The 14,466-nt window shown below is 31.9% G+C and carries 16 protein-coding genes; all 16 read left to right on the forward strand.

The genetic code is table 11. The features are described from left to right. The 16 genes from murD to aroC all read left to right on the forward strand — a co-directional run bounded on the left by murD (position 1) and on the right by aroC (position 14,459). A complete protein-coding gene (gene murD / locus OWK30_RS04390; protein ID WP_423323947.1) occupies positions 1–1,239 on the forward strand; it encodes a UDP-N-acetylmuramoyl-L-alanine--D-glutamate ligase in 1,239 nt (412 codons plus the stop codon). Next, entirely contained in the window at positions 1,236–2,354 is a 1,119-nt protein-coding gene (gene ftsW / locus OWK30_RS04395) for a putative lipid II flippase FtsW (protein WP_423323949.1), read from the forward strand. Before murD ends, ftsW begins: the two co-directional genes overlap by 4 nt. Next, on the forward strand, positions 2,351–3,391 hold the full coding sequence (murG, locus tag OWK30_RS04400) for an undecaprenyldiphospho-muramoylpentapeptide beta-N-acetylglucosaminyltransferase (protein WP_423323951.1): 1,041 nt from the start codon (positions 2,351–2,353) through the stop codon (positions 3,389–3,391). Before ftsW ends, murG begins: the two co-directional genes overlap by 4 nt. 1 nt (position 3,392) lies before the next feature. Then, entirely contained in the window at positions 3,393–4,778 is a 1,386-nt protein-coding gene (gene murC / locus OWK30_RS04405) for a UDP-N-acetylmuramate--L-alanine ligase (RefSeq protein WP_423323982.1), read from the forward strand. Beyond that, the gene (locus OWK30_RS04410) at positions 4,771–5,649 is read left to right on the forward strand and encodes a D-alanine--D-alanine ligase (protein WP_423323952.1); all 879 of its coding nucleotides are present in this window, start codon (positions 4,771–4,773) and stop codon (positions 5,647–5,649) included. The genes murC and OWK30_RS04410 overlap by 8 nt, the downstream gene beginning before the upstream one ends. Further along, entirely contained in the window at positions 5,646–6,317 is a 672-nt protein-coding gene (locus tag OWK30_RS04415; RefSeq protein ID WP_423323954.1) for a cell division protein FtsQ/DivIB, read from the forward strand. Before OWK30_RS04410 ends, OWK30_RS04415 begins: the two co-directional genes overlap by 4 nt. Continuing rightward, positions 6,304–7,536 carry a cell division protein FtsA gene (ftsA, locus tag OWK30_RS04420; protein WP_423323956.1) on the forward strand — a complete coding sequence of 411 codons (1,233 nt, stop codon included), beginning with the start codon at positions 6,304–6,306 and terminating at the stop codon, positions 7,534–7,536. Before OWK30_RS04415 ends, ftsA begins: the two co-directional genes overlap by 14 nt. Positions 7,537–7,557: 21 nt before the next feature. Next, positions 7,558–8,688 carry a cell division protein FtsZ gene (gene ftsZ, locus OWK30_RS04425; RefSeq protein ID WP_423323958.1) on the forward strand — a complete coding sequence of 377 codons (1,131 nt, stop codon included), beginning with the start codon at positions 7,558–7,560 and terminating at the stop codon, positions 8,686–8,688. A gap of 8 nt (positions 8,689–8,696) precedes the next feature. Continuing rightward, positions 8,697–9,764 (forward strand): glycosyltransferase family 4 protein, encoded by a 1,068-nt coding sequence (locus OWK30_RS04430; protein ID WP_423323960.1) that lies wholly within the window; start codon positions 8,697–8,699, stop codon positions 9,762–9,764. A 200-nt stretch (positions 9,765–9,964) separates the two neighbouring features. Next, a complete protein-coding gene (locus OWK30_RS04435; RefSeq protein ID WP_423323962.1) occupies positions 9,965–10,156 on the forward strand; it encodes a MoaD/ThiS family protein in 192 nt (63 codons plus the stop codon). Then, on the forward strand, positions 10,156–11,055 hold the full coding sequence (locus OWK30_RS04440; RefSeq protein ID WP_423323964.1) for a PP-loop family protein: 900 nt from the start codon (positions 10,156–10,158) through the stop codon (positions 11,053–11,055). Before OWK30_RS04435 ends, OWK30_RS04440 begins: the two co-directional genes overlap by 1 nt. Further along, the gene (locus OWK30_RS04445) at positions 11,042–11,821 is read left to right on the forward strand and encodes a tRNA (adenine-N1)-methyltransferase (RefSeq protein ID WP_423323966.1); all 780 of its coding nucleotides are present in this window, start codon (positions 11,042–11,044) and stop codon (positions 11,819–11,821) included. Before OWK30_RS04440 ends, OWK30_RS04445 begins: the two co-directional genes overlap by 14 nt. A 272-nt stretch (positions 11,822–12,093) precedes the next feature. Then, the gene (gene crcB, locus OWK30_RS04450) at positions 12,094–12,462 is read left to right on the forward strand and encodes a fluoride efflux transporter CrcB (RefSeq protein ID WP_423323968.1); all 369 of its coding nucleotides are present in this window, start codon (positions 12,094–12,096) and stop codon (positions 12,460–12,462) included. 9 nt (positions 12,463–12,471) lie between these two features. Continuing rightward, positions 12,472–12,804: a DUF190 domain-containing protein gene (locus OWK30_RS04455; protein ID WP_423323970.1), complete on the forward strand. Its 333-nt coding sequence runs from the start codon at positions 12,472–12,474 to the stop codon at positions 12,802–12,804. Between the two features lie 5 nt (positions 12,805–12,809). Continuing rightward, on the forward strand, positions 12,810–13,397 hold the full coding sequence (locus OWK30_RS04460; RefSeq protein WP_423323972.1) for a molybdopterin-dependent oxidoreductase: 588 nt from the start codon (positions 12,810–12,812) through the stop codon (positions 13,395–13,397). Further along, complete coding sequence (gene aroC, locus OWK30_RS04465) at positions 13,398–14,459, forward strand: chorismate synthase (RefSeq protein WP_423323974.1); 1,062 nt, start codon at positions 13,398–13,400, stop codon at positions 14,457–14,459. Positions 14,460–14,466 lie beyond the last annotated feature (7 nt).

Genomic DNA, 14,466 nt, shown 5'->3' on the forward strand with positions numbered 1-14,466 from the left:
ATGAAGGCTGCGATATTAGGGTATGGTAAAAGTGGACGAAGTGCCGAGGAACTTTTGAGGACGTACTATCAGATTGATGAGATTGTTATTTATGATGATAAATTAGTTGACTATGAAGATTTAGTTAATTTTGATGATTCTATTTTTGATATTATTGTTGTTAGTCCGGGTTTTGATACAAAATCATTAAAAATTAACACTAAGAAAATTGTCAGTGAATATGAGCTTGCGTTTAATCTTTTAAGAGATAAAAAAATTATTGGAATTACAGGAAGTAATGGAAAATCTACCACCACTTATTTGACAGCACAGTTGATGAATAAAGCTGGTATTAAAAGTATTGCTTGTGGGAATATAGGCTTTCCTATAGGTGAAGCAATTAATAATGACTACGATGTTTATGTTGTTGAATTTTCGAGTTTTCAAATTGATTTAATGAGAAATGGTGAATATTTGGATGCTGGTATTATTACAAATATAACACCGGACCATTTAGATAGATATGGTATTATGGAAAATTATATTAATTCAAAGCTTAGATTAAGAGAACTTTTAAAACAGGATGGAGAGTTCATAGTTGGTTCTTCCGTGGTAGATGTTTTGAAAGATACTGATAAGACAATTGTAGTAGACGAATCATTAAAACAATATCCAATGCAAAAAGGTAATATTTTAGAGTTTGGAAATTTCTTTGTAGATTTAAATAAATTTCCATTAATAGGTAATCATAACGTTGTTAATTTAGCTTTTGCCTTGTCTTTATCAAATATATTTTTAGACTTAAAAGGGGATTGTACTTATCTTATTGAAAACTTGAAAGGTTTGCCTCACAGGTGTGAATATTTTGCTAAAAAGAATGGAATAATTTTTATTAATGATTCTAAAGCCACTAATGTTGACTCAACATTTGCAGCATTAATAGGGATTACAAATCCTGTTGTTTTACTGTTGGGGGGTAAGGATAAGGGTGGTGATTTTTCAAAATTAATCGAAATAATTCAGAATAATTGTAGGTATGTGATATGCTTTGGTGAGGATGGTGCAAAAATTTATGATCAATTAACTGATATTAAAAATAAAATCTTAGTAAAAAATTTATATCATGCAGTGGAAAAAGCTGCTGAAATTGCGAAACAAGGTGATGTCGTTTTACTATCTCCTGGATGTGCTAGTTTCGATGAATTTCAAAACTTTGAACATAGAGGAGATTATTTTAAGGAGCTTGTGGAAAGCCTATGAAAAACAGAGAGATTATGAGATCTGTTAATAGTTTTGATGCAATATTTGACGAAAGATTATTTCTTTTTCTTATGATATTGTTCTTATTGTTTGTAGGGTGTCTTTATATTTATAATGTAGGTGCTATGCAGGCTCAAAGGCTTCATAAATATGAATACTATTTTGTTTTACGACAGTTTATGGCTATAGTAATTGGTTTAGTTTTAATGATGATTGCATACAATTTACCACTTAGAGTTTATAGGAAAATACTTCCATTAATTTATTTTGCAACTTTATTTTTGTTAATGGTTGTTTTTTTCTTTCCTGCTATAAATGGTTCACATAGATGGATAAAATTACCACTTATAAATTTTCAACCTAGCGAATTGGCAAAATTTACGTCGATTGTATATTTGGCACACTATTTAGAAAAAAAATCGGAAAAATTATCGGACTTTCTTAGAGGGTTTATGCCCGCAATGATTTTACTGGGGGTTTTGGCTGCATTAATACTGCTTGAGCCTGATTATGGGACATCTTTCTTAATTATGTCTGTAGCCATTACTGTAATGTTTATTGGTGGTGCAAGCCTTAAACATATTTTAGGTATCGTTGCTTTTTCTATTCCTCCTGTGATTGTACTTCTTTTTAATGGGTATCACAGAGAAAGGCTTTTGAGTTTTTTAGATCCTTGGAGTTATTATTATAGCTCAGGGTACCAGCTTGTGCAGTCACTGGTAGCTGTAGGTAGTGGAGGAATGTTTGGAAAAGGGCTTGGTAATAGTGTTCAGAAACTCTATTTTCTTCCTGAAGCACATACTGATTTTATTTATTCAATAATATCTGAAGAATTTGGATTTTTTGGAGCATTAATTATTCTTTTTGTGATGCTTTCGATATTTTTCGAGATTAAAAAAATCGCAATGAAATGTGAAGATAAATATAAGAGATTACTTTGTCTTGGTGTTGCTATAATGTTTATGTATCAATCACTTCTTCATATTGGTGTTACTTTAGGGTTATTACCGACTAAAGGAATTGCTTTACCTTTTGTAAGTTATGGTGGTTCATCAATGATGGTATCTCTTTTTATGATTGGAATTGTTTTTAGATGCAGAAAGGAGCTTGAATGAAAGTGATTATTGCTGGCGGTGGTACTGGTGGACATCTATTCCCAGGCATAGCAATGGCAGAGTTTTTGAGTAAAAAAGGGGTAGAGTTTTTGTTTCTTGTTTCAGATAGAGGTATAGATAGAGAAATTTTAACTAAATATGGGTGTGTGTTTTATGAACAACAAATTATACCTTTTAAAGGTAAAGGGTTTATACAGAAGATGAAGTCAATTTATAAAATATTCTTAGCTTCATTAAAAATCAGTAAATTTATACGCAAGGATGATAAAGTCTTATTATTGGGTGGTTTTGCAGCTGTGCCTGCTGGTGTTGTTTCTATTTTTAAAGGATGTGATCTTTACCTTCATGAGCAGAATGCTGTAATGGGTGTTGCAAATAGATTTTTAGCTAAATTTGCTAAGAAGGTATTTTTAAGTTTTGATAATACAAAAAATGTAGCTGGAAGATGTATTGTTGTTGGAAATCCAGTAAGGAAGGAATTTAAGGATTTTAGAGTAAAACATATTTTTAATAAACATATTTTTGTTACAGGTGGAAGCCAGGGAAGTCGTATAATCAATAATGTAATATGTGATGCGGCAAGTAAGCTACTTGAAATGGGTTATTCAGTTATTCATCAGACTGGTACTAAACTTTATGATGAAACTATAAAGAGATATCGTGAAAATGGAATATATAATGATGAAAGAATTAAAATCTATCCTTTTATTGTAGATATGGCAGAAAAATTTAAGTGGGCTGATATAGTTATTTCAAGAAGCGGTGCCGGTTCTGTTTTTGAAATACTCTATTCAAAAAGGATAGGAATTTTTGTTCCACTGAAGATAGCAGCAGATAATCATCAATACTTCAATGCCTTATATGTGAAAGAAAAAGGGGCAGGAGAGATAATTTTAGAGGATGAGTTTAATCCTGATGGTTTAATAGAAATGATAAAAAAGGTGGAGAACGAGAAAGAATCTTATTTGAAGGCGCTTGTAAGGATTGAATTTAAAGATAGTGCAAAACTTATTTGTGAGGAGTTACTCAGTGCATAATTTGTTTGGAAAGGTAAGAAGAGTTCATTTTATTGGTATTGGTGGGATAGGAATGAGTGGAATTGCTGAAGTATTATACAATCTTGGATTAGAGGTTACAGGATCAGATTTGAATGAGGGAATAAATGTTAAAAGGTTAAGAGAGCTTGGAGTTGAGGTTTTTATTGGACATAATAGTGAAAACATAAAAAATGCAGATGTGGTGGTTTATTCATCAGCGATTGGGCACGATAATCCTGAGATTTTAGCTGCTAAAGATATGCATATACCGGTAATAAAAAGAGGTGAAATGCTGGCAGAGCTTACAAGATTGAAACGTTCTATTACAGTTTCAGGTAGTCACGGTAAAACTACAACCACTTCTATGATTGCGCATATTTTTATGGAAGCTGGGTTTGATCCTACAGTTGTTGTGGGGGGGAGATTAAATAAGACAAATAAAAATGCAATGTTGGGAACAGGTAATTATTTGGTATGTGAAAGTGATGAAAGTGATAAATCTTTTTTACTCCTTTACCCTACTGTAAATGTTGTGACCAATATAGATCTAGAACATCTTGATACATATAAAAATTTAGACGAAATAAAAAATGCTTTTGTGGAATATTGTAATAAAGTTCCTTTTTATGGATTAAATGTTCTTTGCATAGAAGATAAAAATGTTGTTGATATTATTCCAAGAATAGAAAAGAGATTTCAAACTTATGGTTTTAAAGGGTCTGCAAATATTAGAGGATATAATATTGAAAAAGTTGGGTTCGGTACTAAATTTGATGTTTCTATTTTTGGTAAAAGAGCAGGGAAAATTAACTTACATATTCCAGGTATGCATAATGTATTGAATGCTCTTGCTGCTGTTGCAGTGGCAATAGAATTTGAAATAAATTTTTCTGTTATAAAGAAAGCTTTTGAAAGTTTTGAAGGGGTTCAAAGAAGATTATCAATTAGATACTGTGATGAAAAGAGAACGGTTATTGATGATTATGGGCATCATCCTACAGAAATTAAAGCTACGCTAAAAAGTATCAAAGATGCCTTTCCTGAGCATAAATTATATACAATTTTTCAGCCTCATAGGTATTCAAGGACAAAATTATTATTTGATGAATTTTCTAGTGCTTTTTTTGATACAGATGTTTTAATTGTAACAGATATTTATCCAGCCAGTGAATTTCCGTTAGAAGGGGTGAATTCTCAAAAGTTGGTAGAAAGTATCAAAGAGCACGGGTTTAAAGAGGTTTACCAACTAAATGAGCTAAGTGAAATAATTAAACTTATTGAAGAAAAGAATGATTTTCCTCAAATAATTTTAACTCTTGGTGCGGGAAATATAACAGAATATTCTTATAAAATTGCAAATTGCTTTCGTGGAGATACAAATGGATAAAAGAATTGCTGTTCTTTATGGTGGATTTTCAAGTGAGAGGGAAGTATCGCTTAAAACAGGTAAAGCAGTTTATGATGCTCTTCTAGCGCTTGGTTATGAAGCATACTTAATTGATGTTGATAGAAAAGTTTATGAAAAGATTAGGGAAGTTAAGCCTGATTATTGTTTTATAGCATTGCATGGCAAATACGGTGAGGATGGTACAATTCAAGGACTGCTCGAGATTATGGGAATTCCATATTCTGGTGCAGATCATATATCTAGTGTTATAGCTTATGATAAGCATTATTCTAAACTTTTGGCAGAAAAATTTGGTATTTTAACACCTGAGTATTACTTACCTGACGATGAGGATGATGTAAGATTTACACCATGTGTTATAAAACCTGCGAGAGAAGGCTCTTCTATAGGAGTTAGTATAATTAATGAAAAGAGTAATTTTGCAGATGGGTATAAACTTGCGAAGAAATATGATTCTAAGATTTTAGTTGAACGTTTTATAAAAGGGAAAGAATTGACTGTAGGTATTGTAAATGGTGAAGTTTTACCTGTAATTTGGATTAAACCTAAGAAAGGTGTATATGATTATGAATCAAAATACACCAAAGGGTTGACAGAGTATCTGTTTGAGACAGGATTGTCAAAAGAGGAAGAAGATAGATTAAAAGAAATAGCTCTAAATTTTAGCAAAAAAATTGGTTGTTCAGGTCTTTGTAGAATTGATTTTATTTTTGATGGTAAAGATTTTTATATGCTTGAAATCAATACTATTCCGGGGCTGACAGAAACAAGCCTTTTACCAAAAGCTGCAGCTAAGGCTGGGTACAGTTTTAACAAATTGATAGACCTTATAATTGGAGAGTTTAAGTGAGATATAATTTATTTTTAAAGAGATTATTTTTTATAAGTTTTTGTTTTGTATTTATTTTAGTAATCTATAATGCAATCAATAAATTTATTAGTAGCGATATTTTTCATGTTAAAAAGATAGAGATTGTTGGTACTGTAAACTCCAACCAGAAATTTTTGAGAAACTATTTTAAGAAATTTTTAGGTAAAAATATATTTCAAGTTAAAGGAGATGAAGTTTTAACTGATGATATATGGGTTGAAAAATATGAAATAATAAAAAAGTTCCCTTCAACATTACTCGTGAGAATCTACGAAAAAAAGCCTCTAATAAAGTTTTCTAAAAAAGGAAAATGTTATATCAAAACTGCTGATGATTCTCTTATAAAAAGTAACTGTAATAAAGTTAATGTTTTTATCATGACAAATATTGATAATGATTTTTTTGAGGAGTTTACGAAAATATATAAAAAATTAAATAAAAACGTAACTTATTATCTTTATTCTTCTTATTTTGTAGCAAAATTTAACAAAACCGAGATTTTTGGTTATTATGATAGTTCAATTTTTCTTGAGAATTACCGTTATTTTGAAAAAATAGCTAAAACTTTGTACGAACAAATAAATTATGCTGATTTGAGAATATCTGAGAGAATATATGTTAGTGGGGTGAAGCGTGAAAGGGGATGAAATAGTTGTTGGTTTAGATATAGGGACCACAAAAATTTGTACAGTAGTAGGGAAAAAGAATGAGGTAGATAGCATTGATATAATAGGTGTTGGAACTGCTCCAAGTACAGGTTTACGTAAAGGTGTTGTAATCAATATTGATGCTACTGTGAATGCTATAAGAAAAGCCGTTGATGAAGCAGAAAAAATGAGCGGTGTTCAGATTAAAAGTGCTACAGTTGGTATTGCAGGTGGTCATATAAAAAGTTTTAACTCTAGGGGGATAATAGCGGTTAAAAATAAAGAGGTTACTAAAAAGGATGTTGAAAGGGTTATAGAATCAGCATCAGCGGTAGATATCCCGATAGGTAGTGAGGTATTACATGTTATTCCTCAACAATTTATTTTGGATGGACAGTCAGAAATTAAGGATCCCATTGGAATGAATGGTGTAAGACTTGAAGTAGATGTTCATATAGTGACTGGTGCAGTAACGAGTGCGCAAAATATCATGAAAAGTTGTGAAAGGGCTGGGATATCTGTGAATGATATTGTGTTAGAACAACTTGCATCAAGTGAAGCTGTTTTAAATGAAGATGAGAAGGAGATTGGTGTATGCCTGATTGATGGGGGAGGTGGTACAACAGATATGGTGGTTTTTAAGAAAGGAGCTATTCATCATACTGCTGTACTTCAATTAGGTGGCAATAATTTTACTAGAGATTTGTCGATAGGTCTTAATACTCCTGAGTCTGAGGCTGAAAAGATAAAGAAGAATTTCGGTTGTGTATGGCTTGATAGAATTTTGGATGATGAAGTTGTAGAGGTACCTTCAGTGGGGGGAAGACCACCACGCAAAATATCAAGAGCTGTTTTAACTCAGATATTACAAGCAAGAGCTGAAGAAATATTTCAAATGTTTTTAGGTGAGTTACAAAAAAATGATTTATTAGAAATGCTTGGTGCAGGCATAGTTGTAACTGGAGGAATTTCAAATTTTGAGGGGATAGAAGAGCTTGCAGCATCAGTGTTTGAAATGCCTGTTAGGGTGGGAAAACCACAATTTATAGGTGGACTTACTGATATTGTTAATGATCCAATTTTTGCTACTGGCGTAGGTTTGGCTATTTATGCTGCAAAACATGGTAAGGTTGGAGAAAAAATATCACGGGGTAGTGACGAGAAAGTTTTTAATAAAATTTTTGAAAGAATGAAAAGCTGGTTTTCAGAGTTTTTTTAGAAAAAATATGGGGGTGAGCTTATGTTTGAATTTGAAGAAGTAAAAAGTGGAGCAGTAATCAAAGTTATTGGAGTTGGTGGAGCAGGTGGTAATGCTATTGATAATATGATTAGATCAGGTATTGAAGGGGTGGAATTCATAGCTGCAAATACTGATGAACAAGTATTGAGGAAAAATCTTGCACCTATGAAAATTCAACTTGGAACAAAGTTAACTAGAGGTCTTGGTGCAGGTGGTAATCCTGAGATAGGAAGAAAGGCTGCTGTGGAAGATGCAGAGGCAATTGAAGAAGCACTTCGAGGAGCTGATATGGTATTTATCACTGCTGGAATGGGGGGTGGAACTGGTACTGGTGCAGCACCTGTTATAGCAAGTATTGCAAAAGATTTAGGAGCATTAACTGTGGCTGTGGTTTCTAGGCCTTTTTACTGGGAAGGGAAAAAAAGAAATGAATACGCTGAGCAGGGGATAAAATTTTTAAAAGATCATGTGGATACATATATTGTGGTACCTAATGATAGACTGCTTGATATTATTGATAAAAACACATCATTTATTGAGGCATTTAGAATTGCTGATGATGTGTTAAGACAGGGGGTTCAAGGTATTTCTGATACTATAAACAGCAGTGGTTATATAAATGTGGATTTTGCCGATGTAAAAGCTATTATGCAGTCAAAAGGTATGGCTTTGATGGGTATTGGAGAAGCAAGTGGGGAAAATAGAGATGTTGAGGCAGCAAAAAGAGCATTGAATAGTCCTCTTCTTGCAGATGCCAATATTAAAGGAGCTGAAGGGATACTTATCAACATTACCGGTGGTGCAGATATAACAATGTATGAGGTGCAAAATATTGCACAGCTAATTTATGAAAATGCTGGAGAAAATGCATCTATATATAAAGGGGTTGTTATTGATCCTGAATTAGAAGGAATTTGCAGAGTAACTGTTGTGGCAACTGGCCTTGGAAGAGTGAAAGAAGAAAAAACTGTTAATATAGATGAGTACATAAGAAAAGGCTCTCAAGAAGTGAATAATATAATGAAGAAGGTTAAAACTATAAAAAGTATGGACAAAACGTTGAAAAGTATTGGTGATTTTGACGAAGAGGAGCTTGAAATTCCAACATATTTGAGAAAACAGGCTGATTAAAATTTTTGATGAAATTTTTACATATAATTAATGTAAGGTGGTATAATGCTACTGCCTGGTATGCCGTTAATTTATCCCGGATTTTAAGGGATTATAACCATGAGGTTATAGTTGCGGGATTACCAGGCTCACCCCCTATTTTGAAAGCAAAAGAATATAATTTAAAAACCTTTGAGTTAAAATTTAACTCTAACAATCCTTTGGTTATTTTAAAGAATATTTATAAGATTAATAGATTGTTCAGGAATTTTAAGCCAGACATTGTGGTTTGTCATAGAGGAGAATTTTTTTGGTATTTTGCTTTTAAAAAATGGTTAACAAGGCGATTTATATTAGTAAGAGTAAGAGGAGATAGAAGAAAACCAAAAAATGATATTGTAAATAGATTTTTACATAACAGTTGCACAGATTTAATAATAACATCGGGGAATTTTATTAGGAATGTTTATTTGCATGATATGAAGATACCTAAACATAAAGTTAAAACAATATATGGTGGAGTAGATGTTTCGAGGTTTAGATTTTCAGAGGAAGGTAGAAGAAAAATTAGAAATGAATTTGGCTTTGATAAAAATGATTTTGTTGTTGGAATTGTTGGTAGATTTGATTATGTGAAAGGGCATGAAGATTTAATAAAAGCTATATCTGAGATTTATTATAATAAAAATATTAAGCATATTAAACTTTTTCTAATAGGTTTTGATACAACGATTAAGACAACTGATATTGAAAATATGTTAAAAAGATACAAAATAGAAAAAATTTCAAGAATATCTGGTTTTAGAGATGATATTGTGGATTGTATGTCAGCTCTTGATTTGGGAGTGGTTGCTTCACATGGATCTGAAGCTATTTGTCGTGTAGGGTTTGAACTGATGTCAGTTGGTATACCAGTTGTGGCCTCAAATGTAGGTGTTTTGCCAGAAATTATACCGAATGAAAATATTTATCCAGTAAACAATATAGAGAAATTGGTTGAGAAAATACTTAATTACAGTAAAAAAATTAATGTTTTTTCTGATGAGGACTTCTATACACAGTTTATTGAAGCTATCTCTTTAGTAATTAAAAAATAACGTTTTATTTTTATTTAAATAAGTTTTAGAGTAATTTGATTTTACTAATAACTTTAGTAGTTTTTATCACTGTTGTACTTGAACTAGGTTTTGTAAAAATGGGGTGACTCCAGCATGTTTATATTGTTGACAATATGGATTTGATAATCTATAAGCAACGCACGTTATAATTAATTTCAGTTTTTGAATGGAGTAATAAAATGGTAACTGTTAAGTTTGTTAATGGTAAGATTGAAAAATGTGAATGCAAAACAGTAAAACAAATATTTGAGCGTTATAATTTAAAAGAAAATAGTGTAATAATTACTCGAGGAGACGAACTTTTAACTGAAGATGATAAGTTAAAAGATGGTGACACTGTAAAAGTTATTCCTGTTGTGAGTGGTGGCTAATGAAATGCAAAATTTGTAAAGAAAAAGCTATAATAAAATTAAAAAGACATAATATAAAGCTCTGTAAAGAACATTTTAATGATTTTTTTCTTAAACAAGTGGATAGGGCTATCAAAGAATTTAAGATGTTTAAAAAAGAAGAAAAAGTTATGGTATGTGTTTCTGGTGGGAAGGATAGCCTTGTGCTCTGGTATGTTCTAAAAAAGTTGGGTTACAATACTGTAGGGATGTATGTTAATTTAGGAATAAGTGAATATTCAGAAAATTCAAAAAAGAAAGTTTTGAAATTTGCAAAACTATTTGATTTGGAATATAAAATAGTTGACCTAGTAGAATTAGGTTATCCTGTTCCTAAAATTGCAAAAGAATCAAGAAGAGCAGAATGCTCTGTATGTGGTGTAATAAAAAGATACTATTTTAATAAAGTTGCATATGATGAAGGGTTTGATGTAGTAGCAACTGGACATAATCTTGATGATGAGGCTTCTAGGTTGCTTGGTAATATTCTTCATTGGAATGACGAATATTTAAAGAAGCAAGTGCCAGTTTTGCCAGCTGAAGGTAAAATGCTTAAGAAAAAAGTTAAGCCTCTCATTAGACTTACTGAAAAAGAGATAGCTTCTTATGCTTTTCTTAATAAAATTGATTATCTTATTGAAGAGTGTCCTCTGAGTAAAGGTGCTACAAGTCTTGTTTATAAAGATGCTTTGAATTTAATTGAAGAGAATATTGTGGGTACTAAGCAGTTTTTTTATTTTCAGTACGTTAAAAAGTTACAGAAAGAGCTAGAACATAGTCAAAATAAGATAGGATCTTTAAAAGAATGTAAAATTTGTGGTATGGAATCTTTTAATGATATATGTTCTTTTTGTAGATTGGTAAGAAATGAAGAACAATAAATTTGAGTTTGGTGATTTTGTTATTATCATTGATGAAAAAGATCGGATTAAAATGCTTCAGTTGAAGGAAGGTGGGAGATATAGTTGCCAGTATGGATATATAGATCATCAAGATATTGTAGGTTTAGAAGATGGTTCGGTAGTTAAGACAAATAGGCAGAAAAAATTGAAAGTTTTTTCTCCCACATATATTGATTATGTCATGAATTTAAAAAGGAAAGCGCAGATTGTTTATCCTAAAGATAGTGCTATTATCCTTATGTGGGCAGATATTTATCCTGGGTTGAATGTGTTAGAGGCTGGGATTGGCCAAGGAGCTTTATCTATTGCAATTCTGAGAGCTTTGGCAGGAGAGGGTACTCTTACCACTTATGAAGTAAGAGAAGATTTTATTGATTTGGCGAAAAAGACTATTGATGATTTTTTGCATAATGTTGATAATCATAACATCTATTGTGGTAATATATACGATGGTTTTGAAGGTGTTTATGATAGGATAATACTAGATTTGCCGGAGCCTTGGCATGTTATCAAACACTGTAAAGAAGGGCTTGTTTCAGGAGGTATTATTGTTTCTTATGTGCCAACTATTTTGCAAGCTAAAAGTTTTGTAGATGAATTAAGAATTTCAGGTTTTTTTGATCAGATTGAAACTTTTGAGGTAATTAAAAGACCGTGGAGAATAGAAGGAATGTCAGTAAGGCCAGAGATGTGGTTTTATAATCATAGTGCTTTTCTAATAAAGGCTAGAAAATTAAATTTTTAAGGTTTTTAGTTTTGCTCCAATGACTTGTCCTAAGATAGAAGCTATTAAGAATAATGGGATGTATTTCCAGTTTGTTTTTGTTGTTATTCTTAATATCGCCACTATAGGTATAGGCGCGTGTATACATAAAAACCATTGAATACTAAATTTCTTAAACTTGGTTCTAAGCATTCCGAATGGCATATTAAGGAAAAAAGCTAAGATTGTTATGAAAAAAATTACTTGATAGTGTTCCATTACTCTTATATAACTTAATTTACTGGAGGATGCAAATGAAAATTTTGGTGATTGGTCTTGGAGGGTTTATAGGAGCAATCTTAAGGTATATATTTTCAAAGGGTTTTACACTTTTTTTAGGAAATGTAATTCCTTTTGGGACACTTTTTGTGAATGTGGCAGGTTCATTTATGCTTGGTTATATACATACTTTATCAGTGGAGAAGCTTGTTATTGGTGAAAATTTAAGATTTTTTATTAGCGTAGGAATGCTTGGTGCTTTTACTACATTTTCAACGTTTTCTTTAGAAACAATTCATCTTTTTGAAGATGGGGTATATATGTTGGGACTTCTTTATATGTTTTTAAATCTTTTTTTATCTCTAATGGCAGCTTTTTTTGGTATTCATTTTGCGAGAATATAAGGAGTAATTATGGTACGTAAGTTGGAAGGAACTCAAAAGTTGATGAGAATTTTTATAGGCGAAAATGATAAGTTTGATGGTAAACCTCTATATAAAGAGATTGTTGGTTTGTGTAGGGGAAAAGGGATTTCAGGAGCTACGGTCATTAGAGGTATTTATGGGTATGGTAGAAGTTCAATTATTCACTCTTCAAGGACATTAGCTCTTTCTAATGATTTACCGATAATTGTGGAAATTATCGATACACCTGAAAAGATAGATGAAATTTTGCCGGAAATTGAAAAGATGGTTCAACATGGTTTGATTACCCTTGAATTAGCGCATGTGATAAAATATGGATGATATAAATGAGTTTTTTAAAAGATATAAGTACTCCAGTTTTTAATGTAGAGCGTTTAAGAGAAGTTCCTGCCAAGGAAAAGTATTTTATTGAGATTTCTTTTGGTGATAAGAAAGAAACAATATTTTATTATGATTTGTATAATATTTTTGAAAAAAAGGTTGTTAATTGCAGATTAACTTCTGTAAGTAGATGGAGTGTAAGAGCTAACTGGGAAGGGGTTTTGTGGAAAGATTTTACTGGATATTTGGGAGTAAAAAGTTATAAGTATGTTTATTTTGAAAGTTATGGAGGTTATAATACTACAGTTTTTGGCGAAGATATGGGAAATTCGAGGATTTTAATAGCTACACATGTTGCTGGAGAAGATATAGAGTTTGAGTATGGGGGACCAGTTAGGATGGTGATACCTAATTTGTGGGGGTATAAGAGTTGTAAATGGCTTAAAAAAATTTATTTTATTGAAGAATATATTATAGGATTTTGGGAAGGTAATGGATATGATGATCGAGGGCTTATAGAGCCTACTGTTTTGTTAGATATAAACAGCAAGACGCATAAAAAAATTAATGGTGGAGAAGTATTGGAGTTTTAGATGGCTGGAAATAGTTTTGGTAGAATTTTTAGAATAACCACGTTTGGTGAGAGTCATGGAAAGGCTGTTGGGGTGGTTCTGGATGGTTGTCCATCGATGCTTGAATTGTCGGAAGAAGATATTCAAAAAGAACTGGATAGAAGAAGACCTGGGCAGAGTGAAATAACAACATCTAGGAATGAAAAAGATAAAATTGTGATTTTAAGTGGTGTGTTTGAAGGAAAAACGACAGGAACACCTATTTGTATGCTTGTTTATAATGAGGATTATAGGTCGAAAGATTATTCTAAGATTAAAGATCTTTTTAGACCAGGACACGCAGATTTCACTTATTTTCATAAGTATGGGATAAGAGATTATAGGGGTGGAGGAAGAGCTTCTTCAAGGGAAACAATTGGTAGAGTATGTGCTGGTGCAGTGGCTAAGAAGATTTTAGATAAGTTAGGAGTATCCATATATGCGTATGTTAAGCAAGTTGGAAATATTGTAGCTGAAAATATAGAATTTGATGAAATAGAAAACAATCCTGTGAGATGTGCTGATAAAGAAGCTGCAAAGAAGATGTATGATTATATACTAGATATGAAGAAAAGAGGGGATTCTGTAGGGGCAATTATTGAAGTGATAGTTAAGGGTGTACCTGTTGGGGTTGGTGAACCTGTTTTTGATAGACTAAATGCAGAAATAGCTAAAGCAATTATGAGTATTCCTGCAGTAAAAGGGATTGAGTTTGGGTGTGGTTTTAAGGTTGCTACTATGCATGGGAGTGAAAATAATGATGAAATTGTAAGTGATGGTTTTGTAACTAATAATGCAGGTGGTACTCTTGGAGGGATATCAACGGGAGAAGACTTGGTATTTAGGTTTGCTGTTAAACCACCATCATCAATATTGATACCTAAAAGGAGTATAAATATTTACGGGGCTGAATGCGAAGTTGTAACTGAAGGTAGACACGATCCTTGTGTAGCTCCAAGGGTTGTACCTATTGCTGAAGCAATGACTGCGATAGTTTTGGTAGATATGTATTTGATTGATAGAGCAAGAAGAAATATTTTTTAAATTTTTT

It is taken from the genome of Deferribacter abyssi (genome assembly GCF_049472655.1).
GTDB lineage: Bacteria > Chrysiogenota > Deferribacteres > Deferribacterales > Deferribacteraceae > Deferribacter > Deferribacter abyssi.

Coding starts and splice junctions, on each gene's coding strand:
- OWK30_RS04445 (WP_423323966.1), top strand. CDS start 11,042: ATGAAGAACAATAAATTTGAGTTTGGTGATTTTGTTATTATCATTGAT.
- aroC (WP_423323974.1), top strand. CDS start 13,398: ATGGCTGGAAATAGTTTTGGTAGAATTTTTAGAATAACCACGTTTGGT.
- OWK30_RS04430 (WP_423323960.1), top strand. CDS start 8,697: ATGAAATTTTTACATATAATTAATGTAAGGTGGTATAATGCTACTGCC.
- OWK30_RS04410 (WP_423323952.1), top strand. CDS start 4,771: ATGGATAAAAGAATTGCTGTTCTTTATGGTGGATTTTCAAGTGAGAGG.
- ftsZ (WP_423323958.1), top strand. CDS start 7,558: ATGTTTGAATTTGAAGAAGTAAAAAGTGGAGCAGTAATCAAAGTTATT.
- murG (WP_423323951.1), top strand. CDS start 2,351: ATGAAAGTGATTATTGCTGGCGGTGGTACTGGTGGACATCTATTCCCA.
- OWK30_RS04435 (WP_423323962.1), top strand. CDS start 9,965: ATGGTAACTGTTAAGTTTGTTAATGGTAAGATTGAAAAATGTGAATGC.
- OWK30_RS04440 (WP_423323964.1), top strand. CDS start 10,156: ATGAAATGCAAAATTTGTAAAGAAAAAGCTATAATAAAATTAAAAAGA.
- OWK30_RS04455 (WP_423323970.1), top strand. CDS start 12,472: ATGGTACGTAAGTTGGAAGGAACTCAAAAGTTGATGAGAATTTTTATA.
- crcB (WP_423323968.1), top strand. CDS start 12,094: ATGAAAATTTTGGTGATTGGTCTTGGAGGGTTTATAGGAGCAATCTTA.
- murD (WP_423323947.1), top strand. CDS start 1: ATGAAGGCTGCGATATTAGGGTATGGTAAAAGTGGACGAAGTGCCGAG.
- OWK30_RS04460 (WP_423323972.1), top strand. CDS start 12,810: ATGAGTTTTTTAAAAGATATAAGTACTCCAGTTTTTAATGTAGAGCGT.
- ftsW (WP_423323949.1), top strand. CDS start 1,236: ATGAAAAACAGAGAGATTATGAGATCTGTTAATAGTTTTGATGCAATA.